Source organism: Kitasatospora sp. NPDC050463 (assembly GCF_040655255.1).
Taxonomy (GTDB): Bacteria; Actinomycetota; Actinomycetes; order Streptomycetales; family Streptomycetaceae; genus Kitasatospora.
The window spans coordinates 124058-149659 of the sequence record NZ_JBFAJO010000005.1 but is presented as its reverse complement, the minus strand read 5'-3'; the positions used below and the strand labels follow the sequence as shown (position 1 = coordinate 149659).

The following is a 25602-nucleotide window of genomic DNA, read 5'->3' as shown; positions in this document are numbered from 1 at the left end:
CTGCTGCAGGACCGCCACACCAGGCGCGATTAGCTCAGCGGGAGAGCACTACCTTGACACGGTAGGGGTCACTGGTTCAATCCCAGTATCGCGCACGTCGGATCCTTCGGGGTCTGCTGCAGGACCGCCACACCAGGCGCGATTAGCTCAGCGGGAGAGCACTACCTTGACACGGTAGGGGTCACTGGTTCAATCCCAGTATCGCGCACAGTAAGGGCCGGGCCCGTGATCCGCGAGGATCACGGGCCCGGCCCTTTGCGTGCTCCGAGGGAGGTCACGGGCCTCGCCGGGAGCCGGCCCGGGGAGGTCTCGGGAAAGGTCTCGGGAAAGGTCTCGGGGCAAGGCCTCAAGGTCTCGGGGGAAGTGGAAGAGCCGCGTACGGACGCCCTCACCGACGTCCATACGCGGCATCTCCGCCTGCCGGGGTGCTCTGTGCACCGCTCACGCCCGTCCGCGTGTGGTCGCGGGCACGGCCTTCCCCGGCGGCACCGACTCCCCGTCCCCAGGGGATCGGTGCCCGTTCAGTGGTCGGCCGGGGCTGGTGCCCGGCCGGGATTCACAGGTCGATCGGTCAGTGTTTGATCAGATCGGCGACGGCCTGGGCCTGACTCGCCATCTGCTCCCAGCCTCCGAAGAGCATGACCAGCAACACGGCGCAGGGCAGGGCGATGGCCAGTGCCACCGCCGGGTGCCTCGTCGGCTCCGCGGCCTGGCGCTGGGTGAAGGCCGGCCGACGGCGGCGGGCGGATCCCGTGAGCTGCGGTGCCATGCCCTCACTCCTGATTCCTGCGCTGCTTGGATCGTGCGCTGCTCGTGCCGACCGGTGGGCCGAAGTGGACGCGGTGGACGGCTTACCTCGGGGGACGAGTGCCCCGTCCACCGCTGAGCACAACGCTATGGCCCGAGGGGGTGGTCGGACGTCATGCCGTCGTACTGTTCTCCGGGCATCCCCGAGGATGACGCTCCGACTTGAGGAGTACTACCGCAGGGGGAGACGCCTTGCGCCGCACCCCCGGGGGAACCCTGAGAGCCGACCCCGAGAGGCGATCCGCCGCCCCGCGCGTGACTGTCAGTGCAAGATCGGACAATCGCACGGAGGGTTCAGGTGTTGCGTATCAGCACACCGCAGCAGGCAGTCCGTAAGCTGTGCCCGACAGGAACTGACGATGCCCCACACCGACGGGGCCTCATCCACAGGCTGACGGGGAACGATGATGGCGATGATGCGGCTGAGGCGTGAGGACCCCCGCATCGTCGGGCCGTACCGGCTGCACCGACGCCTCGGAGCCGGCGGCATGGGCGTCGTCTACCTCGGCTCGGACCGGCGTGGGCAGCGGGTGGCGCTCAAGCTCATTCGCGCGGAGCTGGCCGAGGACCTGGAGTTCCGGACCCGCTTCGCCCGTGAGATCGCCGCCGCCTCCAGGATCCGGGGCGGCTGCACGGCACGGGTGGTCGGCTCCGACATCGAGACCGAGCGCCCCTGGCTGGCCACCGCGTACGTCCCCGGGCCCTCGCTCTACAAGCGGGTCGGCGACGACGGGCCGCTCGGCTGGCCGGAGGCCGCCAGGGTCGGCGCGGCACTGGCCGACGGACTGGTCAAGGTGCACGAGGCCGGGGTCGTGCACCGCGACCTCAAGCCGTCCAACATCCTGCTCTCGCCCCGCGGGCCGCGGATCATCGACTTCGGGATCGCCTGGTCGCGCGGGGCCAGCACGCTCACCCACGTCGGCACGGCGGTCGGCTCCCCCGGCTTTCTCGCGCCCGAGCAGGTCCGCGGCGCGGCCGTGACGCCCGCGACGGACGTCTTCGCGTTCGGGGCGACGCTCGCGTACGCGCTCACCGGGGACACCCCGTTCGGTTCGGGCGCCTCCTCCGAAGTGATGCTGTACCGGGTCGTGCACGAGGAGCCCGACCTGTCGGCCGTACCGCCGCAGCTGGCACCGCTGATCCGGGCCTGCCTGGCGAAGGAGCCCGCCGAGCGGCCCGGGGCCGCCGCCCTGCACGAGCGGCTGAGCGAGCTGGCCGCGCGTGGCACCACCGACGGCCCCACGGCGGAGCGCCCCGGCCGCGGGGCCGGCGGCCGCGCGGCCGGGGCTGCGCGGCCGAGCACCCCCGGGCACGGCCCGGCGCCTGCCTCGGCCCCGGGGCAGGCGGCCGCCGCCGCGCGCGGCGTACCCGCGCCGGGGCGGGCCCCCGACCCGGCGGGCGCCTCGCGCGCCCGGGCCGGGGCCGCGAGCCGCCCGGTCGGCCAGCAACCTGCCGCGCACGCCGGGGCCCACCCCGGCACCGCCCAGCGGCGGCCGCAGGGCAGGCCCGGACAGGCGGCCACCGCACCGATCCCGCGGCCCGAGGCGGCCCACACCACCCGGCCGCTGCGCCAGCGCCAGCAGACCCCGCCCCCGGGGCGGCCCGGCGGGCCCGGCAATCCGGCGGCCCCCCGCGAGCGCGAGCCGCGGCCGGACCGGGCGCGCGGACGGGCCGGCGACCGGCAGCACACGCCCGTCCCGGGCCGCCCCGGTACCGCCCGGCAGCGGCTGCTTCGGCAGCGGCTGATCGTCTTCGTCACCGTGACGGTCGGTGTGGCGCTGGCGATCGCGGCGGCGCAGGGGTGCGAGAACCGGGACGACCAGAGCCTCGGCCCGGCCCGCGGAGCCGGGATGGCGGTGAGCGCCGCGCCGTCCCAGCAACCGAGCGCCCCCGCGCCGGGAGCCGGGCTCTCGGCGGACGGCGCGGCCCAGTCCGCGACACCGTTGGCGGCCGCGGCCGCCGCGGCGGCACACGGCAGTGCGGCGGCGGGTGACGGCGCGCTGGCGCCTGCCCAGGGCGCCGGGCCGGTGGTGGACTGGCCCAACCGCAGCTACCCCGATCCGGCGGGCGGCCCGGCGATCGCGCTGCGGGACGGGCGCTCGGCGGGGGCGGGGCCCCAGGTCGCGCTCAGCACCGTCCTCCCGGCCCGCTACAAGGGCGCGCCGGCAGCCCTGGTGGTGCTGCGGCGGGCGGAGGGCTCGGTGCCGGCCGACCTGGTCCAGCTGTTCGCCTTCAACGGCGACGCGCCCGTGGCGCTGGCCTCCCGCTCGTCGGCCGCCGATCCGCAGGCGACGGCCACCTGGCGGCTCGACAACGGCGCGCTGGTCCGCGAGGAGCGGGCCACCCAGACCGGCGCGGTGGCCTCCACCCGCTACACGGTGCGGTCGGACGGGACCATCGAGGAGTCCTGGCCCGGCGCCCCCACCCTGACCGTCACGCCGCCGCCCGCCGCCGCGCCCGCCCCGCCGACGGCCCCGGCGGGCTGACCCGACCCGCGGGGCGCCCCGGCCGTCCTGCCCCGGGCCGCGCCGCGCCGCCCGTGCTACCGCCGCCCGTGCACCGGAAGTCGGCCGGTCCGACTTCCCGCTCCCCCCGATCACGAGGCCCCCGGCAGGGCGCCGGGGTGGACGGGTGTGCGTCAGGCCGTGGCGGTGACGGCGTAGAAGGCCACGGCCGCTGCGGCGCCCACATTGAGGGAGTCGATGCCGTGCGCCATCGGGATGCGGACGGGGTGGTCGGCGGCCGCGAGGGCGCGGGGTGTGAGGCCGTCACCCTCCGCGCCGAGCATCAGGGCCGCCTTGGCGAGCCGGTGCGGCGCCAGGGCGGCCAGGTCGACGGCGTCCTCGGCGGGGGTGAGGGCGAGCAGACTGAAGCCGGCGGCGCGCACGGTGTCCAGCGCGGCCGGCCACGGCTCCAGTCGCGCGTAGGGGACGGCGAAGACGGCGCCCATGGAGACCTTGACGGCGCGCCGGTACAGCGGATCCGCGCAGTCGGGCGAGAGCAGCACGGCGTCCATCCCGAGCGCGGCGGCACTGCGGAAGATCGCGCCCAGGTTGGTGTGGTCGACCAGCCCCTCCAGCACGGCCACCCGGCGGGCTCCGGCCAGCAGCTCGGTGGCGTCCGGCAGGGGCCGGCGCTCCATCGAGGCGAGCGCGCCGCGGTGGACGTGGTAGCCGGTGACCGCCTCGGCCAGCCCCGGCTCGACCACGTGGACGGGGGCGTCGGTCCCGGCGATCACATCCGCCATCACGTCCAGCCACTTGGCTGTCAGCAGCATCGACCGCATCCGGAAGCCGGCGGCCAGGGCCCGGCGGATGACCTTCTCGCCCTCGGCGATGAACAGGCCCTCGGCGGGCTCACGGCGGCGACGCAGTTCGACGTCGGTCAGACCGGTGTAGTCGCCTAGGCGCGGGTCGGCGGGGTCGGTGATGGTACTGGGTTCGGACACCCTGCGATCTTGCCAAGCCGGAGTGGAGAAGGCCAAACGGCCCAGGGCGGGATGCGCCTGGCCTTGGCCTGTAGGTCTAGGGAGTGCAAATATGACGTATGGCCCGTTTTCCGGGCCGATCATGGGCTCCGTCGGCCGATGGCACTTACGGCTCCGCCACCTCCTCCCGTGCCGCTGGTACCGCCGGCTCCTCCGGTGGGCGCCCACACGGTCGGCAACAGCAGCCGAATGGCGCTCGGCCGAGGCCGGTACGGCGCCGGTCGGTCGCCGGGCAGGTCTTCGCGCTGCAGGTGCTGGTGGTGCTGCTGCTGGTCACCGCCGCCGTGATCGCGCTGGTGGTGCAGTCCCGCAACGACGCCCGGCACGAGGCGACCAACCGGTCGGTGGCGGTCGCGCAGACCTTCGCCAACTCGCCCGGCATCGTCGCGGCGCTGCGCTCCCCCGACCCGACCGCGATCCTCCAGCCGAAGGCGCAGGCCGCGGCGCTCAACGCGGGCGTGGACTTCATCGTCGTCCTCAACACCGACGGCATCCGCTACACCCACCCCAACCCGGCCCGGATCGGCCAGAAGTTCGTCGGCACCTACCAGCCCGCGTTGCAGGGGCAGGTGGTGACCGAGCAGATCAACGGCACCATCGGACCACTGGTCCAGGCGATCGTGCCGGTCCGCGCACCGGACGCCTCGGTGGTCGGCGCGGTCTCGGCGGGGGTCACGATCGCCAAGATCAGCAGCGCGAGCGAGCGGCAGCTGCCCGTGGTGCTGGGTGCCGCGGCGGTCGCCCTGGGGCTGGCCACCTGCGGGACGGCGCTGGTCAGCCGGCGGCTGCGGCGGCAGACCCACGGGCTGGGCCCCGCCGAGATGACGCGGATGTACGAGCACCACTCGGCGGTGCTGCACGCGGTGCGCGAGGGGGTGCTGATCGTCGCGGGCGACGGGCGGCTGCTGCTCTGCAACGACGAGGCGCGCCGGCTGCTGGACCTGCCCGCCGACGCCGAGGGGCGGCTGGTGACCGAGCTGGGCCTGGACCGGGCACCCCAGGAACTGCTCACCGCCAACCGGCCGGTCAGCGACGAGGTGGTGCTGGCCGGCGAGCGGCTGCTGGCCGTGAACGTCCGGCTGACCGACCGCGACGGCGGTCCACCGGGCTGCGTCGCCACCCTGCGTGACTCCACCGAGCTGCTGGCGCTGTCCGGGCGGGCCGAGGTGGCGCAGCGGCGGCTGCGCCTGCTGTACGACGCCGGGGTGACGGTGGGCAGCTCGCTCGACGTGACGCGGACGGCGCAGGAGCTGGCGCAGGTGACGGTGCCGCGGTTCGCGGACTTCGTCAGCGTCGATCTGGCCGACCAGGTGCTGGCGGGCGACGAGCCGCCGCAGGGGCAGCCGCTCGGGCGGATGCGGCGGGCGGCATTCAGCGGCGTCCGGGACGACTCGCCGTTCTACCCGGTGGGAACGGTACTGGAGATCGTGCCGTCGACACCGCTGGCGGGCGCGCTGGACACCGGACTGGCCGGCCTGGAGCCGCGGCTGGCGGAGGCGGAGGCCTGGCGGGCGCAGGACCCGGAGCGGTCGGCACAGGCGCTGGAGTACGGGGTGCACTCCCTGGTCCGGGTGCCGCTGCGGGCGCGCGGGGTGCTGCTGGGGGTGGCGCGGTTCTGGCGGGCGGACCGGGCGGAGCCGTTCGACGAGGAGGACCTGACCCTGGCCGAGGAGCTGGTCTCGCACGCCGCGGTCTGCATCGACAACGCGCGCCGCTACACCCGCGAGCACGCGATGGCGGTGACGCTGCAGCACAGCCTGCTGCCGCGCAGCCTGCCCGCGCAGAACGCGCTGGAGGTCGCGCACCGGTACCTGCCGGCGCAGGCGGGAGTGGGCGGGGACTGGTTCGACCTGATCCCGCTGCCGGGCGCACGGGTCGCACTGGTGGTCGGGGACGTGGTGGGGCACGGGCTGCACGCGGCGGCGACGATGGGCCGGCTGCGGACGGCGATCCACAACTTCTCGACGCTCGACCTGCCGCCGGACGAGCTGCTGGGGCACCTGGACGACCTGGTGAACCGGATCGACCAGGAGGAGTCGGCGACCGGTGGTTCGGCGGCGGTCACCGGCGCGACCTGCCTGTACGCGATCTACGACCCGGTGTCGCGGCGCTGCACGCTGGCCAGTGCGGGGCACCCGCCTCCGGCCCTGGTCGGTCCGGACGGACAGGTGGGGTTTCCGGAGCTGCCGACCGGGCCGCCGCTGGGGCTGGGAGTGCTGCCGTTCACGACGACCGAGCTGGAGGTGGCGGAGGGCAGCCGGCTGGTGCTGTACACCGACGGGCTGGTGGAGGACCGCGAGCGCGACATCGACGAGGGGCTGGAGATGCTGCGGGCCGCGCTCGCCGGGCCGCCCCGGACGCCCGAGCAGACCTGTGCGGACGTGCTGGGCGCGATGCTGCCGGCGCGGCCGCAGGACGACATCGCGCTGCTGGTGGCGAAGACCCGGGTGCTGGCGCCCGACCAGGTGGCGGAGTGGGACGTGCCCTCCGATCCGGCCGCGGTGAGCGCGGTGCGGGCGGCGGTGGCGGAGCGGCTGGAGCAGTGGGGGCTGGACGAGGCGGCGTTCGTCACCGAGCTGATCCTGAGCGAGCTGGTGACCAACGCGATCCGGTACGGGCGGGGGCCGATCCGGGTCCGGCTGCTCCGCGACCGGGCGCTGATCTGCGAGGTGTCCGATGCCAGCAGCACCTCGCCGCATCTGAAGTACGCGGCCACGACGGACGAGGGCGGGCGCGGGCTCTTCCTGGTCGCGCAGTTCGCCGACCGCTGGGGCACGCGGTACACGGCCGGCGGCAAGGTGATCTGGACGGAGCAGCCGCTGGAGTGACGCGGCGGCGCGGGGTGAGGTGTGCGGTGGCGGGTGTGGGGTCGGAGTGGGAAGTCGGCTGGGCCGACTTCCCACTCCTCGCTGTTTGCAAAGTGCCGCCTTTGCAAACAGCGGGGCGAGCCGGAGTCGCTCACGGCAACGGTGGCTCAGCGGAGGCGCACGCGCGGATCAGGCGTGGATCGTGACCGGATCAGGCGTGGATCGTGACCGGATCAGGCGTGGATCGTGACCGGATCAGGCGTGGATCAGGCGTGGAGGGCGGGGGCGAGGACGTTGACCACGTCGCCGATGACGATCACGGCGGGAGGCTTGATCTGCTCGGCCTCGACGGTGGCCGCGACCGTGGCGAGGGTGGCGTCCACCCGGCGCTGGGCCGCGGTGGTGCCCTCCTGGACGACGGCCACGGGGGTGTCGGCCGGGCGTCCGCACTCGATCAGCCTGTCGGCGATGGCGCCGATCTTGTCGACGGCCATCAACAGCACCAGGGTGCCGGTCATCCGCGCGACGGCCTCCCAGTTGGTCAGCGAGCGCTCGTCGGCCGGACCGACGTGCCCCGAGATCACGGTGAACTCGTGCGTCATGCCGCGGTGGGTGACCGGCACGCCGACCGCCGCCGGAACGCTGATCGAGCTGGAGATCCCCGGGACCACGGTGACCGGCAGACCGGCCTCCGCGCAGGCCAGCAGTTCCTCGCCGCCGCGCCCGAACACGTACGGGTCGCCGCCCTTGAGCCGGACCACGAACTTGCCGGCCTTGGCGTGCTCGATGAGCGTCCGGTTGATCGCCTCCTGGGCCATGAACCGCCCGTACGGGATCTTGGACGCGTCGATCACCTCGACGTGCTCGGGCAGCTCGGCGAGCAGCTCGCGCGGGGCGAGCCGGTCGGCCACCACCACGTCGGCGTCGGCGAGCAGCCGGCGGCCGCGCACGGTGATCAGGTCCGGGTCGCCCGGACCGCCGCCGACCAGGGCGACGCTCCCCCCGCCCGGCACCCGGGAGGTGCCCCCGACGCCGTGCGAGCGGTACTGGCGGGTGGCCAGCGAGCCGTCCCGCAGGCCGTCCACGATGGCGTCGCGCAGGGCGGCGGAGTGCCGCGGGTCACCGGTGAGGACGGCCACGGTGGCGCCCGCGTCGCGGCCGCTGGCCGGGGTCCAGGCGGTGGCGGCGGCCGCGTCGTCACTGCGGGCGCAGAACACCCGCTCGCGCTCCGCCTCCGCGCTGACCGCGGCGTTGACCGCCGGGTCGTCGGTGGCGACCAGCGCGTACCAGGTGTCGGCGAGGTCGCCGTCCTGGTAGCGGCGCTCGTGCCAGGTGAACTCGCCGGCGTCGGCCATGGCCTGGACGGCCGGGGTCGTGGTGGGCGATATCAGGTGCAGGTCCGCGCCGGTGGCGATCAGCGCGGGGAGCCGCCGCTGGGCGACGTGGCCGCCACCGACCACGACGACGCGGCGGCCGGCCAGCAGCAGGCCGACCGGGTACGGGGTCCGGCCCTCGGTGCCGGGGTGCGGGTTGGGCGCGGTCATGGGCGGAGCTCCTGGATCGGCGTGAGGATGCGGTGTGGGGGTACGGCGCGGCACCGCTCCGCGCACCGGCGCGCCCTCGGGCCGGTGCATGGAGCGGTGCGGGCGGACGTCAGGCCTTCTCGGTGACCCCGGCGGAGTCGAACGTGGCTACATCGTGCATCGCCCGGGCCGCACTCTGCACCAGCGGCAGGGCCAGCAGGGCGCCGGTGCCCTCGCCGAGCCGCAGGTCGAGGTCGATCAGCGGACGCAGGCCGAGCTTGGCCAGCGCGGCCTGGTGGCCGGGCTCGGCGGAGCGGTGGCCGGCGATGCAGGCGGCGAGCACCTCGGGGGCGATCGCCTTGGCGGCCAGCGCGGCCGAACCCGCGATGACGCCGTCCAGGATGACCGGGGTGCGCAGCGAGGCCGCGCCGAGCAGGAAGCCGGCGATGGCGGCGTGCTCCAGGCCGCCGACGGCGGCGAGGACGCCGATCGGGTCGGCCGGGTCCGGCTGGTGCAGGGTGAGCGCGGCGCGGATGACCTCGACCTTGCGGGCGTGGGTCGCGTCGTCGATGCCGGTGCCGCGGCCGGTGACCTCGGCCGGGTCCAGCCCGGTGAAGACCGAGATCAGAGCGGCGGAGGCGGTGGTGTTGGCGATGCCCATGTCGCCGGTGACCAGGGCCTTGTTGCCGGCGGCGACCAGGTCGCGGGCGGTCTCGATGCCGATCTCGACGGCCTTGAGGGCCTCCTCTCGGGTCATCGCCGGGCCCTGCGTCATGTCACCGGTGCCGGGCCTCACCTTGCGCGGCAGCAGGCCGGTGGTCCGGCCCTGCTGGATCGCGTCGGGCAGCTCGGCGGCGACGCCGACGTCGACCACGCAGACCTCGGTGCCGATCTGCTTGGCGAAGGCGTTGACCACCGCTCCGCCGGCCAGGAAGTTGCCGACCATCTGGGCGGTGACCTCCTGCGGCCAGGGGCTGACGCCCTGGGCGTGGACACCGTGGTCGCCGGCGAAGATCGCCACGCAGGCGGGCTCCGGGATGGGCGGCGGGCACTTGCGGGAGAGTCCGGACAACTGCGCCGAGATGATCTCCAGCATGCCGAGCGAGCCGGCCGGCTTGGTCATCCGCTTCTGCCGGTCCCAGGCCTCGCCGAGCGCCTTGGCGTCGAGCGGGCGGATGCCGCGCAGGGTCTCGGCGAGCAGGCTGTGCGGCTCCTCACCGGGCAGCGCGCGGTTGCCGTACTGCTCCTCGTGGACGACCCAGGAGAGCGGGCGCTTCTTGGCCCAGCCCTGCTGCTGGAGTTCGGGCTCGTCCGGGAAGGCGTCGACGTAGCCGACGCACAGGTAGGCGACGACCTCCAGGTGCTCGGGCAGGCCGAGCTCGCGGACCATCTCGTCCTCGTCGAAGAAGCTCACCCAGCCGACGCCGAGGCCTTCGGCGCGGGCGGCCAGCCAGAGGTTCTCGACGGCGAGGGCGGCCGAGTAGGGCGCCATCTGGGGCTGGGTGTGCCGGCCCAGGGTGTGGCGGCCGCCGCGGGTGCGGTCGGCGGTGACCACGATGTTGACGGGCGTTTCGAGGATGGCCTCGATCTTGATTTCCTTGAACTGCTTCGCCCGGCCCTTGGGGAGCGAGTCCGCGTAGGCCTCGCGCTGGCGCTCGGCCAGTTCGTGCATCTTGCGGCGGGTCTTGGCCGAGCGGATGACGACGAAGTCCCAGGGCTGGGAGTAGCCGACGCTGGGCGCGGTGTGCGCGGCCTCCAGGACGCGGATCAGCACCTCGTGCGGGATCGGGTCCGGGCGGAAGCCGTTGCGGATGTCGCGTCGCTCGCGGATGACCTGGTGGACGGCCTCGCGGCCGGCGTCCTCGTAGCCGGGGGCGGCCGGGCCGCGAGGCTCGGCGGGCTCCGCCTCGGGCTCCTCGGCGGTGGGCTCATCGGTGGTGGGCTCTTCGGCGGTGGGCTCCTCGGTGGCGGACTCGACTGCCTCGACGGCGGCGGGGTCGACGGCGTCCGTGGCTTCGGCGGTGACGGCCTCGGGAGTGACGGCCCCGGCAGTGCTGGGCCCGCCCTCCTCGGACCGGGCGTCGGCCTCGGCGGCGGGCTGCTCCGCAGGGGCCTCGGGAGCGTCCGAAGCGTCGACGGCGAGCTCGGCGGCGGCCGGCACCTCGCCGCCGGCTCCGGCGCCTTCCACGGCCTCCGAAGCAGCGGCCTCGACGACGGCAGCGGCCTCGACGGCAGCCGCCTCGGTCTCCGCCAGGGCCTCCTGCGGCTGCTCGGCCGCCGCGACGGCGACGGCCTGGCCGGAGGGCATCTCACCGGTACCGGCAGCGGTCTCGGCTGCGACCTCGACGAAGCCCTCGGTCCGGGCCTCGGCCTCGGCAGGGTCCTGGACCTCGGCGACGACCTGGGCCTGCTCACCGGCGTCCGTCGCCTGGGCGGGCTGCGTCGCCTCGTCGGCGGGCTGCTCCGGGGCGCTCTCCTGGACCGGCTCGGCGGCGGGGGCCTGGGCCTGCTCGGCGGCCGTTATCGGGACGGACTGCTCGACGTGTGCCTCGGCGACCGCCGTCACCGGCTCCGTCCCCTCGACCTGCGGGAGGCCGTGCGGGGTGGGCGCGGCGAGGAAGGCGGAGATCCGGCGGGGCTGGCCGGTCTGGGCGGCCGGCTGCTGCGCGGGCTGGGCGGCGGCCTGCTCATCCGCGGGCTGCTCGTCGCCGCCCGGCTGGGGAGCGGTCTGCTCGACGGCGGGAAGGCCCGCCACCGACGGGTCGGCGGCGGGCGCCTGAACCTCGGTGGGCTGCTCGGCGGCGGACGGCTGGGCGTCGGCCCCCACGGGCTCCGCCTGCTCGGCGATCGGCTCGACGGTCTGCACGGCGACGGGCGCCGCAGCGGGCTCCGCACCGGCCTGCGCAGTGATGTCCGCGGCCGGCACGGCGACGGGCGACTCGGCGGCCGGAACAGCTTCTGCCTGTGCCTGCACGTCCACGGCCTGAGCGACCGGGAGGGCCTCGACGGCCTGCGGGGCCTGCGGGGCCTCCTGGACCGGTTGAACGCCCTGCGGCTGCTGAACCGGCTGGGCCTGCACAGGGGCGGCGGCCTGCGGCTCCGGCTGCCCGACGACGACCGGGATGCCGTGGGCGGGCGTGGCGCCCTGCGACGGGCCCCGGTCGGCGAGCGAACGCACCGGGACGTGGCCGGTCATCAGCGACGGGTCCGGGATCGGCGGACCGGCGTGCAGCGGCCGGCGGGGCTGCTGAGCCGCCATCAGCGATTCCTGACCCTGCGGCTGACCCTGCGGCGGCTGACCCTGCTGCTGGCCCTGCTGGCCCTGCGGGGCGAGCGGAGCCTGGAGGGCCTGGCCGTGGAGCGGCACCTGCTGCGGCTGGAGCTGCTGGACGGCCGGGTCGGCGACACCGACGAGCGGCGGCTCCAGCGGGGGCCAGGACGGCTCGACCGGCGTGCCGGGAGCGCCCTGCTGGTCGACGCCCTGCTCACCGGGACCGGCCGCCAACGGCTCGCCCCAGGATCCCTGCGGACCGGGCATCAGCAGCACGTCGTCCTCGTCGTCGAGCGGGTCCGGCTGGTCCGGCTGGTCGAGGAAGTGGAACGCGGGGCGCGGGGCACCCGGGTCGGTTCCCCAGCCCTCGCCGGGGACGCCCGGAAGCGAAGCGCCGCCGGCCGGGACGCCGTAGCCGGGCGCGCCGAAGGGCTGTGGCTGACCGGCGAGGCCCTGCGAGGGAACCATGCCGATGCCCTGGGGTGCCGCGCCGGGCAGGCCGTTCCCCGGCGCTGCGGGGTTCGGGATCAGTCCGCCGTCCATCGCGACACCTTGGACGGGTGCGATGCCCTGCACGGGTGCGACAGTCGCGACGCCCTCCGGGCCGCCGAGTGGGTCGGACCCGGCGAGCAGGTGCTCCGGCAGTCCCTCGTTCGGGACGTGGCCGCCATCGGTCATGTCAAAGCTCCTTCCAGGCCGCTGCCGCGCCCTTGGCGACGCGATCACCGACCGCAGCGCCCATCCGCACGGGCCGGGCCTTGCAACCGGCCCGCCCCTCAACCACACGCGGCCGCCGCGCCGAGGCGCTGCGGCCGAAGTCTTCCGGCGCGCTGCGGCACCCCGGCCCGCGCACCACCCGGTGGGGCGGCACGCCATCTGAAACAACGACAAGGCGGGGCAACCGGCAACGACCGCACCGGACCCTACGGCATTCTCCAGGTCCGGCACGCGGCCCGTCGAATTGCCCACACTCCGAGCCGTTCCGGGTTGCACTGCGTCAAAAAGGCGACAAACCGACCGGATCGGGCGAGCCACCGGACGTCGCAGCCGTCCCGGACGCCACACTACCGGCCCGGCGCCGTCACCTCTCGAATCGGTGTCCGGATGCGACCTGGATCACCGCCGGCGCTCCGGAATCGCCATGGGGACGATCGGCGACGGCACCTCGTCTTCACACGATCTGCTCACCCCAGAGCAGGAGTACGCCCGGCTCCCCCGCCGCGAGCCCCAGGCCGCCGTCGGGCCCGGCCGGGCGCAGCGGCGTGGACTGCAGCAGCGCGCCGTCGGCCCGGTAGCCGGCCTCGGTGACGGCCCGGCGGATCTCCTCCGCCTCGGCGAGGGTGCGGGCCACGGCGACGAAACGCTCGGGGCGGCGGGCCAGGACGGCACGGACCACCGCGGTGCCGCCGGCCTCGACGACGGCCGCGTCCGGCTCGGGGAGGCCGCCGAGCACCTCCGGGCCGGAGCCGTGGACGGTCTCCACCGCGACGCCGAACCGGCGGGCGTTGACCGCCAGCCGGGCGCAGGCCGAGCGGTCCGCCTCGACCGCGACGACGGCCGCGCCGAACCGGGCGGCCTCGACGGCGAGGGCGCCGCTGCCCGCGCCGACCGACCAGATCAGGTCCCCCGGACGGGCACCCAGACGGGCCAGCACGAGGGCGCGCGCGTGCGCGGGCAGCGCCTCCGGTGCGCCGGGCGCGTCCTCCGCGCGCCCGGCGCCCGTGTAAGCGTCACCGGGGAGCGCCCAGCCGCGGTCCGGTCCGGGGTAGCCGACCGGGCCGCCGGCCAGCCAGCCTGCCGCGTCGCCCACCGCGCCCGCCTGCGGGCCGGCGCCGTTGCCGCCGATGACCAGCACCACGTTCGGGTCACGCCAGATGTGGTCGGCGACCCGGTCGGAGGTGAGGACGGTGACGTCCTCCTCGGGGGTGCCGAGCGCCTCGCAGACCACGAAGGTGCGGTGCACCCCGCGCAGCATCAGGGCGAGTTCGCTCGGCCCGGCGCCGGGTGCGGTGAGCACGGCGACCTTGGGATGGGCCCGGCAGATGTTGGCGGCCCGGCGCAGCCGTCCGCCGTGGGCGCTGACCACGTGGGCGTCCTCCCAGGGCATGCCGGCGCGGGCGAAGGCGGCGGCGACCGAGGAGACGGCGGGCAGGACTTCGAGTTCGAGGCCGTACTCGGGGCGGCGCAGGGTGCGCACGACGCCGAAGAAGCCCGGGTCGCCCTCGGCGACGACGACGGCGGCGCCGCGGTGTTCGGCGATCCGGCGGGCTGCGAGGCGGATGTTGCCGAGGACGATCCGCTCGGCGGCGGGGGGCACCGGGAGGGCGCTGAGCTGGTAGGGGGCGCCGGCCACCAGGGTGGCCGCGGCGAGGGCCGCGCCGGCGGCCTCGGTCAGCGGGGTGCCGTCCCACCCGATGACCGTGATCCGGTCAGCCATCTGCGGCCGTTCTCCCTCGCTCGGTGCGCCGACATGCCGACATGCTGCGCCCGCGTAACGGCGCCGGTGGAGAGGTTACCGGGTGTGATCCCGTCGGCGCCGACTTCTCGCACACATGTCCGCCACCGGTCGGCCGCCGCTCCCCCGCCCGCCACCGCGGCCCGCCGGTCCCGCCGGTCCCGCCGGCCCCGGCGGCCCGGTGACCGGGTGGCGGCGGGTCAGTCGCGCAGGACGTAGCGGTGGTCGCCGTGCCAGGCGCTCCCGGGCTCGGCCGGGTACTCCATGTCCTCGGGGAGCAGGCTCCACAGGATGAGGTCGCTGCGGCTCTCGGCCTCGCTCCGGCCGCCGAACGTCGCGCCGACGGCGGCCCGGCGGGCCCCGCCCGTCCCCCAGGGTCCGCCGATCTCACTGGATTCGCCGCGCACTATCCAGGCGCTGCGCAGCACGCCCTCGCTGATGCCGCCGACCTTCTGGGCGACCTGCTGGGCGGCGGTGTTGCCGGCGGCGGTGCGCATCTCCAGGCGCAGGAAGCCGCGGTCCTCGAACAGCCACTGCGCGGTGCCGAGGACCGCCTCCGGTGCGTAGCCCTCGCCGCGCGCCCAGGGGGCGGTGACGTAGGCGATCTCGGTGGAGCGCAGCCGCCAGTCGGTGTTGCGCAGTTCGACCAGGCCGACCAGGCGCTGGGTGAGGTGTTCGGTGACGGCGAAGACGATGCCCCGCCCGGCCGCGCGGTGGGCGGGGGCGAGGGTGCGGGCGAGCTCGGCGGCGTAGGCCTCGGTGAAGGGGTACGGGAGATCGGTCCAGGTCAGGACGAGTTCGTCGGCCATCATCGCGGCCAGGCCGGGGGCGTCGTCCTCCGCAAGGGGGCGCAGCAGCAGCCGTTCGGTGCTGATGGCGGTCTCGGGGAAGCTCGCTGCCATGCCGTCTCTCCTCGCCGGGTCGTGGACACACCGTACGCCTCGCCGGTGCCCCGGGTGTCGCGCGGTGCGCGGACCGCACGACGGTACGTCAGAACACGCTCTGCCAGGGCGCCACTGGTGCATACTGCCCGACCGGGCCCCTGCCGAGGTGCGGCGGGGGCCCGGTCGTGGAGGTGCGTCGGCGGTGCCGGGTGGGACGGCCGGTCAGAACGCCGGGATGACGGAGCCCTTGAAGGTGTCGTCGATGTACTTCTTGACCTCGGCGGAGTGGAGCAGCTCGGCGAGCTTCTTGACCCGGGGGTCGTTCTCCTTGCCCTGCTTGACGGCGAGGATGTTGGCGTAGGGGTTGCCCTCGGCCTTCTCCAGGATCAGCGAGTCGCCGGCGGGCTTGAGGCCGGCGTCGAGGGCGTAGTTGCCGTTGATGACGGCGGCGTCGAGGTCGTCGATGGAGCGGGGCAGCTGGGCGGCCTCCAGCTCCTTCCACTTGAGGTTCTTCGGGTTGCCGGTGATGTCCTGCGGGGTCGCGGCGGTGCCGACGCCGGCCTTGAGGGTGATCACGTTGTTGTCGGCGAGCAGCTTGAGCGCGCGGCCCTCGTTGGTGGCGTCGTTGGGCAGGCCGACGGTGGCGCCGTTGGCGAGCGCGTCGATGGACTTGACCTTCTTGGAGTACACGCCCAGCGGCTCCAGGTGGACCGGCTCGACCGAGACGATCTGGGTGCCGTGCTTCTTGTTGAAGTCCTCCAGGTACGGGACGTGCTGGAAGTAGTTCGCGTCGGCCGAGCCGTCCTGCACCGCGGTGTTGGGGGTCACGTAGTCGGTGACCTCCTTGATGGTGAGCTTGAGGCCGGCCTTCTCCGCGAGGTTGTCCTTGACGTACTTGAGGATCTGACCGTGCGGGGTGGGGCTGGCGACCACGGTGAGCGGGGCGTTCGGGTCGGAGGAGCCGGACGAGCCGGAGCTTCCGCACGCGGCGAGCGAGAGGGCGATGCCGGCCGTGGCGAGGACGCTGGTGAACTTCAGGGCGTTGCGCACGAAAAGTGCCTTTCTGCGTGATACGGGGAGCCGCGTCCGGAGGCGGACGCCGGGAGGTCTAGGAGGCGACGAGTTCCTCGTCGGGGGTGGCCGGGGTCTTGCCGCGCGGGCCGAGCAGGCGGGTCCGGCCGCCGGTGCGGCCGCGGTTGGCGAGGCGGCTCACGGCCAGGTCGCCGAGCAGCTGGACGGCGGTGACGATGATCACCAGCTCCGCGACGATGATCCACATGAAGGCGGTCTCGAAGCGGAAGTAGCCGTAGTTGATGGCGAGGGTGCCGAGGCCCCCGCCGCCGACCGCACCGGCCATCGCGGAGTAGCCGATCAGCGTGATGATCGTGGTGGTGACCGAGGCGGTGAGGGCCGGCAGCGACTCGGGGAGCAGCGCCTTGCGGACGATCGTCCAGGTGGAGGCGCCCATCGCCTGCAGGGCCTCGACCAGGCCGCGGTCGACCTCGCGGACGGAGGTCTCGACCAGTCGGGCGAAGAAGGGGATCGCGCCGATGGTGAGCGGCACGGTCGCGGCCTCCCAGCCGATGGAGGTGCCGACCAGCCAGCGGGTGAAGGAGATCAGGGCGATCATCAGGATGATGAACGGCACCGAGCGGACGATGTTCACGATCGCGCCGAGCACCTTGTTGACCGGCCGGTTCTGCAGCAGGCCGCCCTTGTCGGTGAGCACCAGCAGCACGCCGAGCGGCAGGCCGACCAGGACGGTGCCGACGGTGGCGACGCCGACCATCTGGAGGGTCTCCCAGGTGGCGGGCCACATCAGTTCCTGCATCTGGTCCCAGGTCATGCCACCGCTCCGCTCGCCTTGTCGATGCCGTCCGTGTCGAGCACGTCCACCTGCAGGCCCTGCTCGCGCAGGAAGCCGATCGGCACCACGTTGTCCTGGTGGCCGCCGGGCAGCTCGACCCGCATCCGGCCGACCATGCGGCCGGCGATGGTCTCGACGGCGGCGCCGAGGATGTTGATGTCGATCTGGTAGGTGCGGGCGAGCTGGGAGACGAAGGGCTGGGCGGAGGTGTCGCCCTGGAAGGTGATCTCCAGCACGGTGCTGCCGGGGTGGCCGGTGCCGAACTCGCTGAGCGGGAAGAGTTCGCGGGCGAGCTCGGAGCCGGGCTTGGCCAGCAGGTCGGTGAGTGCGCCGGACTCGACCACCCGGCCGCCGCGCATCAGGGCGGCGGAGTCGCAGACGGACTTGATGACGTCCATCTCGTGGGTGATCAGCAGGACGGTGAGGCCGAGCTGCTGGTTGAGGTCGCGCAGCAGCTTGAGGATCGAGCGGGTGGTCTCGGGGTCGAGCGCCGAGGTGGCCTCGTCGGAGAGCAGCACCTTGGGGTCGCCGGCGAGGGCGCGGGCGATGCCGACGCGCTGCTTCTGGCCCCCGGAGAGCTGGCCGGGGTAGCTGCGGGCCTTGTCGCCGAGGCCGACCAGGTCGAGCAGCTCGGCGGCCTTGCGGCGGCGCTCGGTGCGGTCCAGGCCGATGATCTCCAGCGGGAGCTCGACGTTCTGCTGGACGGTGCGGGAGGCGAGCAGGTTGAAGTGCTGGAAGACCATGCCGATCCGGCGGCGCGCCTCGCGCAGCTCCCGGCCGGCCCGGTTGTCACCACCGTCGAGTGCGGTGAGCTCGACGCCGTCCACGGTGACGGTGCCGGAGCTGGGGCGCTCCAGCATGTTGACGCAGCGGATGAGGGTGGACTTGCCGGCGCCGCTGGTGCCGACGACTCCGTAGACCTCGCCGGGGCGCACGTGCAGGTCGACGCCGGCGAGGGCGGTCACCTCGCGGCCGCGGGAGCGGTAGACCTTGGTGAGGTCCGTGGTGGTGATCACAGCTGCTTCCGTGGGTCGGGGGCGGACGGCGTTGGGCCGCCGGACCGGGTTGCGGTCGGCGGGACGGACGGCGTCGCACCAGGGGGATCCGGACCTGCCACCCCTTGATCGTCACCGCTGGGCGGCCGGGCCGCGCGACGGCGTGGCCCTTACGAGTCATCAGGGACCGCCACCCGCCCGTGAGTGGGCAGGCGGACGGCGTGGTGGTGCTGTGGCAGGCGGGGCGTGCTCGCACTGACGGGAGCAGGCCGGGTCTCGCTTCGGGGCGCGAGGGGGAGAACCCCGGCCGGCGGCCGGGGAGGGGACGAGGGCCCTCAGCGGTGACACATTCGACGACACATGGCGCGCTCACCTGCCGGCAGGGTGCCGGTGGGGGTCCATTTCGTCGTCGCAGTCATGTGAGCCAGTAAATCAGATGGTTCGACTTCGTCCCAACTATTTGGATCCGCTGTCCGCAATGCGGACGACCACCGCCGTGAGCTGCGGTGATACACCTCGGCGCCGCCTCCGGATCGTCCGGATGGTGGCGGCGCCGGGTGGCTGCGAGGGCGCGGGCTCAGGCGGTGGCGGCGAGCGGCGCCACCGCGGACTTCTCCAGGTGGACCAGGCTCGGCCGGCCGTCGACGTGTTCGACGGCGGTCTGCCGGTAGCCCTGACGGGCGTAGAGGCGCAGGTTGCCCAGGCTGCGGTGACCGGTGAACAGGCGGTAGGCGGTCACCGGGCGGCCGTCCGCGGCGAGGCGGCGCTCCAGGGCCTCCAGCAGGCGGCCGCCGAGGCCGTGACGCTGCATCCGGGGGTGGACGACCAGACGCCCTATCCGGCCGATGCCGTCGGGGTCGATCCCGCCGCGGACGGTGCCGACCACCTCGTCACCGAGCCGGGCGACCAGGACGTACTGCTCGGTGAGTTCGCGGCGCAGGCTCTCCAGGGTCTGCGTCAGCGGCTCCATGGTCCAGTCGCCGTACAGCTCGGCCTCGCTCTGGTAGCCGAGGTACTGCAGCTTGAGGATCTGCTCCGCATCCTCGGCTTCCGCCACCGCGATGATCACGCTCATGCCCATGTGCTGGGGCCTCCCCATCGTCGTGCCCGGCGCGCAAACGTGAGGGTGTCGCACCGGATGCCCTGCCGGAGGTGTCCCGGCCGGGGATCGGCCCTGGCCGGGGGTGACGCACGAACGCGCCGTTCGCACGGCCCGGTGGGGCCACGGCGACGGCGGCGCGCTCACGCTCAGTATCCGAGTGATCGCACCGCCGTCAAGAGCTGCGTTCGCCAGCGCTCTACCCGCGTGTCAGCTGCTCTCAACCTTCCGGCCGTGCGACGTGGCGAGGGTCACGTCGCCCGGCCGGGGAGGTCCGCGCGGGGAGCAGGCCGGGCGCCGGGCCAGGACCTAGGGGTAGCGCTCGGCGTGGAGGAGGGCCCGTAGGCAGGCGAGGCAGCGGGAGCGGGTGGGGCCGATCGAGCCGCGCGGCATGCCGAGCCGCGCGGAGAGTTCGCGGTAGCTCGGCAGCGGGTCCTCGGCGAGGGCGGCCACGAGCTGCGGACAGCGGCCCGGCAGGGCTGCCACCGCCTCCCGGACGACGCGGCGCCGCAGTTCGGCGAGGACCTCGTCCTCGGCGGAGGGGACGACGGGAAGGTCGGTGCACATACCGTGCATGACCGGCTCCGGGCCGGGCCGGTTACGGCCGACCGGGCGGGGGCACCCGAAGGGGGCGCGGCGGTCGACCCGCCACGCCCCCTTCGAGGGACACCGCTCGCACGCGGTGTCAGCCCTGGACCCACTCCTCCTGGAGCGCCAGATCGGCCTTCACCTCGGTGAGCTGGACGGCCACCGCCGAGGGGGCGGTACCACCGCGACCGCTCCGCGAGGCGATCGCGCCGTGGACGCTGAGCACCGAGCGCACCTCGGGCGTCAGGTGCGCGGAGATCCGGGCGAACTGCTCGTCCGTCAGGTCGGACAGCTCGATGCCCTGCTGCTCGCACACCTTGACGCAGGCGCCGGCGACCTCGTGCGCGACCCGGAACGGCACGCCCTGCTTGACCAGCCACTCGGCGATGTCGGTGGCGAGCGAGAAGCCGGCCGGGGCGAGCTCCTCCAGCCGGTCCCGGTGCACGGTGAGGGTGGCCATCATGCCGGTGAAGGCCGGCAGCAGCACCTCCAGCGTGTCGCAGGAGTCGAAGACCGGCTCCTTGTCCTCCTGGAGGTCCCGGTTGTAGGCGAGCGGCAGTGCCTTCAGCGTCGCCAGCAGGCCGGTCAGGTTGCCGATCAGGCGGCCGGACTTGCCACGGGCCAGCTCGGCGATGTCCGGGTTCTTCTTCTGCGGCATGATCGAGGAGCCGGTGGAGAAGGCGTCGTGCAGGGTGATGAAGCCGAACTCCTTGGTGTTCCAGATGATCACCTCCTCCGCGATCCGGGAGAGGTTGATCCCGATCATCGCGGTGACGAAGGCGAACTCGGCGACGAAGTCGCGCGAGGCCGTCCCGTCGATGGAGTTGCCGACCGAGCCCCGCTCGAAGCCGAGGTCGGCGGCGACCGCCTGCGGGTCCAGGCCCAGCGAGGAGCCGGCCAGCGCGCCGGAGCCGTACGGGGAGACGGCGGTGCGGACGTCCCACTGGCGCAGCCGCTCGGCGTCCCGGCCGAGGGCCTGCACGTGCGCGAGGACGTGGTGGGCGAAGAGGACGGGCTGCGCGTGCTGAAGGTGGGTGCGCCCCGGCATCGCGGTGTGCGGGTGCTCCTCGGCCAGGCCGACCAGCGCGTGCTGGAGGTCCAGGATCAGCCCGCCGATGATCCGGGCATGGTCGCGCAGGTACATCCGGAACAGCGTGGCGATCTGGTCGTTGCGCGAGCGGCCGGCCCGCAGCTTGCCGCCCAGCTCGGCGCCGAGCCGCTCCAGCAGGCCGCGCTCCAGCGCGGTGTGGACGTCCTCGTCGGCGACGGTGCCGGTGAAGGTGCCGGCCTCGACGTCGGCCAGCAGCTGGTCCAGCCCGGCGAGCATGCCGTCGAGCTCGGCGGCGCTGAGCAGCCCGGCCTTGTGCAGGACGCGTGCGTGGGCCTTCGAGCCGGCGATGTCGTACGGCGCGAGGCGCCAGTCGAAGTGCACCGAGGCGGAGAGCCTGGCCAGCGCCTCGGACGGGCCGTCGGCGAAGCGCGCGCCCCAGAGGCGGACGTCAGCATTCTGGTCGGCGGGCATCGCTGGGCTCCTTACGTAGGGCGGGTCGGGGGCGGCCCCGGCCGCGGGGGTGACGCGGCCGGGGCCCGGCGGGTGGTCGTGGGACCGGGCGGGGCGGATCAGCCGAGGTCGCGGCGGGCGGCGATCTTCGAGGACATCCCGAAGATCTCGATGAAGCCCTTGGACATCGACTGGTCGAAGGTGTCGCCGGTGTCGTAGGTGGCGAGGTTGAAGTCGTACAGCGACACGTCGGACTTGCGGCCGTTGACGACGGCCCGGCCGCCGTGCAGCACCAGCCGGATCTCGCCGGAGACGTGCTGGTTGGCCTCGTTGACGAAGCCGTCCAGGGCGCGCTTCAGCGGGGAGAACCAGAGGCCGTCGTAGACCAGCTCGGCCCAGCGCTGCTCCACCTGCCGCTTGTAGCGGGCGAGTTCGCGCTCGACGGTGACGTTCTCCAGGGCCTGGTGGGCGGTGATCAGGGCGATCGCACCGGGGGCCTCGTAGATCTCCCGGGACTTGATGCCGACCAGCCGGTCCTCGACCATGTCGAGGCGGCCGATGCCCTGGGCGCCGGCCCGCTTGTTGAGCTCCTCGATGGCCTGCAGGACGGTCACCTTGCGGCCGTCGACGGCGACCGGGACGCCGGCGTCGAAGGTGATGACCACCTCGTCGGCCTCGCGCGGGGTGGCCGGGTTCTGGGTGTACTCGTAGACGTCCTCGATCGGGGCGTTCCAGATGTCCTCCAGGAAGCCGGTCTCGACGGCCCGGCCGAAGACGTTCTGGTCGATCGAGTACGGGGACTTCTTGGTGGTGGCGATCGGCAGGCCCTTGGCCTCCGCGAAGGCGATCGCCTTGTCCCGGGTCATCGCGTAGTCGCGGACCGGGGCGATGCACTTCAGCTGGGGGGCCAGCGACTGGATGCCGACCTCGAAGCGGACCTGGTCGTTGCCCTTGCCGGTGCAGCCGTGGGCGACGGTGGTGGCGCCGTGCTTCTGCGCGGCGGCGACCAGGTGCTTGACGATGGTCGGTCGCGACAGGGCCGACACCAGCGGGTACTGGCCCTGGTAGAGGGCGTTGGCCTTGATGGCCGGGAGGCAGTACTCCTCGGCGAACTCGTCGCGGGCGTCCGCGACCTCGGCCTCGACGGCGCCGCAGTCCAGCGCCCGCTGGCGGATGACGTCGAGGTCCTCGCCGCCCTGGCCGACGTCGACGGCGACGGCGATGACCTCGGCGCCCGTCTCCTCGGCGATCCAGCCGATGCAGACGGACGTGTCCAGACCGCCCGAGTAGGCGAGTACGACGCGCTCGGTCACGGCTTTCTCCTTCACAACTGTGCGAACAGGCTTACGGCGATAGGCATAAGTATGCACTACACCGTATGGATTTCAAAACCCCCGGGCGGGAAGTCGACGACCGGGGACGGGGGGCGGGGGGCGGGGCGGGGGTGGGGGTGGGGACGCGATCGCCGGCGGCCCGGGGTTCCGGGCCCGGCCGGTCGCTACTGGGCCTTACCGGGCCTTACTGGGCCTTGGCCTGGGCGAGCTGCATCAGGTGATCGGCGAGCGCCTGACCGCCGAACGGGTCCCGGCTGATCAACAGCACGGTGTCGTCACCGGCGATGGTGCCGATGATCTCGAAGACCTCGGCCTGGTCGATCGCGGAGGCCAGGAACTGGGCGGCGCCCGGCGGCGTCCGCAGCACGACGAGGTTGCCGGAGGCGGTGGCGGAGACCATGAGCTCGCCGGCCAGCCGGGCCATCCGGCCCTCGCTGGCCGACTCCCCCATCGGCGCGCGCGGCGTGCGGTCGCCGCCCTCGGCCGGGACGGCGTAGATGAGCGCGCCGTCCCGGTTGCGGATCTTCACCGCTCCCAGCTCGTCCAGGTCCCGGGAGAGGGTGGCCTGGGTGACCACCAGTCCGTCGTCGGCGAGCAGCTTGGCGAGCTGGCTCTGCGAGCGCACGGGCTGGCGGGTGAGCAGGTCCACGATTCGCCGGTGGCGCGCGGTGCGGGTCTGCGGGACCTGCGGCGTCGGACCGGCGGCGGGCTGGTCGGAGTGGGGAGCGGTCATGTGATTATTCTCCCGGACTACGCTCGGCTCGCATCGGCCGGGGCGTCCTCCCGCACCGTCCGGAGGATCTCCGGCAGGGCGGCCAGGAAGGCGTCCGCGTCCTGCTCGGTGAGCACCAGGGGCGGCGCGAGCCGGACGGCCTCCGGGACGGCGGCGTTGACCAGGAAACCGGCCTCCTGGGCGGCCGCCTGGACCCGGGCGGCCACCGGCTCGGTGAGCACGATGCCGAGCAGCAGACCGGCCCCGCGCACCTGCGCCACCAGCGGGTCGCCGATCGCCTCGATGCCGCGCCGCAGCCGCTCGCCGATCTTGCGGACGTGCTCCAGCAGGCCCTCGGACTCGATGGTGTCGAGGACGGCCAGAGCGGCCGCCGCGACCACCGGGTTGCCGCCGAAGGTGGTGCCGTGCTGGCCCGGGGTGAGCAGGTCCGCCGCCTCCCCGAAGGCGAGCACGGCGCCGATCGGCAGCCCGCCGCCGAGCGCCTTGGCGAGGGTGACCACGTCCGGATCGACCCCCTCGGCGGCCTGGTGGGCGAACCAGTACCCGGTACGGCCGATGCCGGTCTGGATCTCGTCCAGGATCAGCAGGGTGCCGGTGGCGCGGGTGATCTCCCGGGCGGCCGCCAGGTAGCCGTCGGGCAGCGGGACCGCGCCGTTCTCGCCCTGGATCGGCTCCAGGAAGACGGCGGCGGTCTCGGTGGTGACGGCCGCGCGCAGGGCCTCCACGTCACCGAAGGGGACGTGGGTGACCTCGCCGGGCAGCGGCAGGAACGGCTCCTGCTTGGCGGGCTGGCCGGTCAGTGCCAGGGCGCCCATCGTCCGGCCGTGGAAGCCGCCCTGGAGGGCGACCACGTGGGTGCGGCCGGTGCGCCGGCTGATCTTGAAGGCGGCCTCGTTGGCCTCGGCGCCGGAGTTGCAGAAGAACACCCGGCCGTCGCGGCCGGAGAGCGTCAGCAGCCGCTCGGCGAGCGCGATGGTCGGCTCGGCCATGAAGAGGTTGGAGACGTGGCCCAGCGTCGAGATCTGCCGGGTGACGGCCTCGACGACCGCCGGGTGGGCGGTGCCGAGGGCGTTGACGGCGATGCCGCCGAGCAGGTCGGTGTACTCCTTGCCGTCGGCGTCCCACAGCTTGGCGCCCTCGCCGCGGACCAGCGGGATCCGGGGGGTGCCGTAGTTGTCCGTGAAGGCGTGCTGCCAGCGGTCGGTGAGCTGCTCGTTGCCGGTCGGCCGTGTGCTGCTCGGCTGTGCGTCGGTCGTCATGCCAGTCCCCCGGTCACGGTCGCTTCGTCGTCCGGCACGACCATCGTGCCGATGCCCTCGTCGGTGAAGATCTCCAGCAGCAGGCTGTGCTGCACCCGGCCGTCCAGCACGCGGGCGGTGCCCACGCCGGAGCGGACGGCGCGCAGGCAGCCCTCCATCTTGGGGAGCATGCCGCTGGCCAGCTCCGGCAGCAGCGCCTCCAGCTCGGTCGCGGTGAGCTGGCTGATCACGTCGTCGGAGTGCGGCCAGTCGGCGTACAGGCCCTCGACGTCGGTGAGGACGACGAGCATCTCGGCGCCGAGCGCCACCGCGAGGGCGGAGGCGGCGGTGTCGGCGTTGATGTTGTAGACGTGTCCGTCGGTGCCGCGGGCGATCGAGGAGATCACCGGGATCCGGCCGTCGGCGATGAGCGCCTTCACGGCGCCGGCCTCGATGTTGACGATGTCGCCGACCAGGCCGATGTCGACCTGCTCGCCGTCGACCACGGCGTACCGCTTGACGGCGGTCATGGTGTGGGCGTCCTCGCCGGTCATGCCGACCGCGAACGGGCCGTGGCCGTTGAGCAGCCCGACGAGCTCGCGCTGGACCTGGCCGGCCAGCACCATCCGGACCACGTCCATGGTCTCGGGGGTGGTGACCCGCAGGCCGTTGGTGAAGGAGGACTCCAGGCCGAGCTTGTCGAGGTGGGCGCTGATCTGCGGGCCGCCGCCGTGGACCACGACGGGGTGCAGGCCGGCGTAGCGCAGGAAGACGATGTCCTGGGCGAACGCCGCCTTGAGGCTCTCGTCCACCATGGCGTTGCCGCCGAACTTGACGACGACGGTCTTGCCGTGGAAGCGCTCCAGCCAGGGCAGCGCCTCGATCAGCGTCACGGCCTTGGGCAACGCGGTGTTGTTGCGGGCCTGTTCGCCCTTGGGTGCGATGTGCACGTGTCTGGTCCCCGGCTCGGTCGGCAGGTGTGAGCTGGCAGGTGTCAGCCGTGGGCCGACTGC

The 25602-nt window shown here is 74.0% G+C and carries 17 protein-coding genes, 2 tRNA genes and 1 pseudogene; 4 read left to right on the top strand and 16 right to left on the bottom strand.

Annotation, left to right across the window (positions count from 1 at the left end):
- The first annotated feature begins 23 nt into the window (after window positions 1–23).
- A tRNA-Val gene (locus AB0J08_RS05370) sits at window positions 24–95 on the top strand.
- 41 nt (window positions 96–136) lie between these two features.
- Window positions 137–208: transfer RNA gene (locus AB0J08_RS05365), tRNA-Val, on the top strand.
- Between the two features lie 363 nt (window positions 209–571).
- Here AB0J08_RS05365 and AB0J08_RS05360 read toward each other — a convergent pair.
- Entirely contained in the window at window positions 572–769 is a 198-nt protein-coding gene (locus AB0J08_RS05360) for a hypothetical protein (RefSeq protein ID WP_360627217.1), read from the bottom strand.
- A 445-nt stretch (window positions 770–1214) separates the two neighbouring features.
- On the opposite strand from AB0J08_RS05360, the pseudogene AB0J08_RS05355 reads away from it, so the two are divergent.
- A pseudogene (locus AB0J08_RS05355) lies at window positions 1215–2615 on the top strand (protein kinase); the annotation flags it as partial.
- A gap of 830 nt (window positions 2616–3445) precedes the next feature.
- On the opposite strand, the gene AB0J08_RS05350 reads toward AB0J08_RS05355, so the two are convergent.
- Entirely contained in the window at window positions 3446–4255 is an 810-nt protein-coding gene (locus AB0J08_RS05350; protein WP_360627214.1) for an RNA methyltransferase, read from the bottom strand.
- Between the two features lie 98 nt (window positions 4256–4353).
- Between AB0J08_RS05350 and AB0J08_RS05345 the strand changes: the two genes are divergently transcribed.
- Window positions 4354–7122 carry a SpoIIE family protein phosphatase gene (locus AB0J08_RS05345; RefSeq protein WP_360627211.1) on the top strand — a complete coding sequence of 923 codons (2769 nt, stop codon included), beginning with the start codon at window positions 4354–4356 and terminating at the stop codon, window positions 7120–7122.
- Between the two features lie 245 nt (window positions 7123–7367).
- Here AB0J08_RS05345 and cobA read toward each other — a convergent pair whose 3' ends face one another.
- The 14 genes from cobA to argB form a co-directional block, all read right to left on the bottom strand.
- On the bottom strand, window positions 7368–8645 hold the full coding sequence (gene cobA, locus AB0J08_RS05340) for a uroporphyrinogen-III C-methyltransferase (protein ID WP_360627208.1): 1278 nt from the start codon (window positions 8643–8645) through the stop codon (window positions 7368–7370).
- 109 nt (window positions 8646–8754) lie between these two features.
- Window positions 8755–12573 carry a nicotinate-nucleotide--dimethylbenzimidazole phosphoribosyltransferase gene (gene cobT / locus AB0J08_RS05335; protein WP_360627205.1) on the bottom strand — a complete coding sequence of 1273 codons (3819 nt, stop codon included), beginning with the start codon at window positions 12571–12573 and terminating at the stop codon, window positions 8755–8757.
- Window positions 12574–13066: 493 nt separating this feature from the next.
- The gene (cbiE, locus tag AB0J08_RS05330) at window positions 13067–14332 is read right to left on the bottom strand and encodes a precorrin-6y C5,15-methyltransferase (decarboxylating) subunit CbiE (protein ID WP_360627202.1); all 1266 of its coding nucleotides are present in this window, start codon (window positions 14330–14332) and stop codon (window positions 13067–13069) included.
- A gap of 218 nt (window positions 14333–14550) precedes the next feature.
- Window positions 14551–15252, bottom strand: a complete 702-nt coding sequence (locus tag AB0J08_RS05325; protein WP_360627199.1) for a GNAT family N-acetyltransferase — start codon at window positions 15250–15252, stop codon at window positions 14551–14553.
- Window positions 15253–15456: 204 nt separating this feature from the next.
- Entirely contained in the window at window positions 15457–16284 is an 828-nt protein-coding gene (locus AB0J08_RS05320; RefSeq protein WP_360627196.1) for a MetQ/NlpA family ABC transporter substrate-binding protein, read from the bottom strand.
- A gap of 58 nt (window positions 16285–16342) precedes the next feature.
- The gene (locus AB0J08_RS05315; protein WP_360627193.1) at window positions 16343–17080 is read right to left on the bottom strand and encodes a methionine ABC transporter permease; all 738 of its coding nucleotides are present in this window, start codon (window positions 17078–17080) and stop codon (window positions 16343–16345) included.
- Window positions 17077–18117, bottom strand: coding sequence for an ATP-binding cassette domain-containing protein (locus tag AB0J08_RS05310; protein WP_360627190.1), 1041 nt, complete (start codon window positions 18115–18117; stop codon window positions 17077–17079). Before AB0J08_RS05310 ends, AB0J08_RS05315 begins: the two co-directional genes overlap by 4 nt.
- Before the next feature lie 556 nt (window positions 18118–18673).
- Window positions 18674–19177 carry a GNAT family N-acetyltransferase gene (locus AB0J08_RS05305; RefSeq protein ID WP_360627187.1) on the bottom strand — a complete coding sequence of 168 codons (504 nt, stop codon included), beginning with the start codon at window positions 19175–19177 and terminating at the stop codon, window positions 18674–18676.
- A gap of 327 nt (window positions 19178–19504) precedes the next feature.
- A complete protein-coding gene (locus tag AB0J08_RS05300) occupies window positions 19505–19762 on the bottom strand; it encodes a hypothetical protein (RefSeq protein ID WP_360627184.1) in 258 nt (85 codons plus the stop codon).
- Window positions 19763–19880: 118 nt separating this feature from the next.
- Complete coding sequence (gene argH, locus AB0J08_RS05295) at window positions 19881–21305, bottom strand: argininosuccinate lyase (RefSeq protein WP_360627181.1); 1425 nt, start codon at window positions 21303–21305, stop codon at window positions 19881–19883.
- A 98-nt stretch (window positions 21306–21403) separates the two neighbouring features.
- Window positions 21404–22597 carry an argininosuccinate synthase gene (locus tag AB0J08_RS05290; protein WP_360627178.1) on the bottom strand — a complete coding sequence of 398 codons (1194 nt, stop codon included), beginning with the start codon at window positions 22595–22597 and terminating at the stop codon, window positions 21404–21406.
- Between the two features lie 205 nt (window positions 22598–22802).
- On the bottom strand, window positions 22803–23351 hold the full coding sequence (locus AB0J08_RS05285) for an arginine repressor (RefSeq protein WP_360627175.1): 549 nt from the start codon (window positions 23349–23351) through the stop codon (window positions 22803–22805).
- Between the two features lie 17 nt (window positions 23352–23368).
- A complete protein-coding gene (locus AB0J08_RS05280) occupies window positions 23369–24610 on the bottom strand; it encodes an acetylornithine transaminase (protein ID WP_360627172.1) in 1242 nt (413 codons plus the stop codon).
- Window positions 24607–25539, bottom strand: a complete 933-nt coding sequence (argB, locus tag AB0J08_RS05275; RefSeq protein ID WP_360627169.1) for an acetylglutamate kinase — start codon at window positions 25537–25539, stop codon at window positions 24607–24609. Before argB ends, AB0J08_RS05280 begins: the two co-directional genes overlap by 4 nt.
- Window positions 25540–25602: the final 63 nt, after the last annotated feature.

Bases quoted from the DNA above. Each gene is read 5' to 3' on its own strand.
- AB0J08_RS05360 (WP_360627217.1), bottom strand. From the start codon at position 769: ATGGCACCGCAGCTCACGGGATCCGCCCGCCGCCGTCGGCCGGCCTTC.
- AB0J08_RS05345 (WP_360627211.1), top strand. From the start codon at position 4,354: ATGGCCCGTTTTCCGGGCCGATCATGGGCTCCGTCGGCCGATGGCACT.
- cobA (WP_360627208.1), bottom strand. From the start codon at position 8,645: ATGACCGCGCCCAACCCGCACCCCGGCACCGAGGGCCGGACCCCGTAC.
- cobT (WP_360627205.1), bottom strand. From the start codon at position 12,573: ATGACCGATGGCGGCCACGTCCCGAACGAGGGACTGCCGGAGCACCTG.
- cbiE (WP_360627202.1), bottom strand. From the start codon at position 14,332: ATGGCTGACCGGATCACGGTCATCGGGTGGGACGGCACCCCGCTGACC.
- AB0J08_RS05325 (WP_360627199.1), bottom strand. From the start codon at position 15,252: ATGGCAGCGAGCTTCCCCGAGACCGCCATCAGCACCGAACGGCTGCTG.
- AB0J08_RS05315 (WP_360627193.1), bottom strand. From the start codon at position 17,080: ATGACCTGGGACCAGATGCAGGAACTGATGTGGCCCGCCACCTGGGAG.
- AB0J08_RS05305 (WP_360627187.1), bottom strand. From the start codon at position 19,177: ATGGGCATGAGCGTGATCATCGCGGTGGCGGAAGCCGAGGATGCGGAG.
- AB0J08_RS05300 (WP_360627184.1), bottom strand. From the start codon at position 19,762: ATGTGCACCGACCTTCCCGTCGTCCCCTCCGCCGAGGACGAGGTCCTC.
- argH (WP_360627181.1), bottom strand. From the start codon at position 21,305: ATGCCCGCCGACCAGAATGCTGACGTCCGCCTCTGGGGCGCGCGCTTC.
- AB0J08_RS05285 (WP_360627175.1), bottom strand. From the start codon at position 23,351: ATGACCGCTCCCCACTCCGACCAGCCCGCCGCCGGTCCGACGCCGCAG.
- AB0J08_RS05280 (WP_360627172.1), bottom strand. From the start codon at position 24,610: ATGACGACCGACGCACAGCCGAGCAGCACACGGCCGACCGGCAACGAG.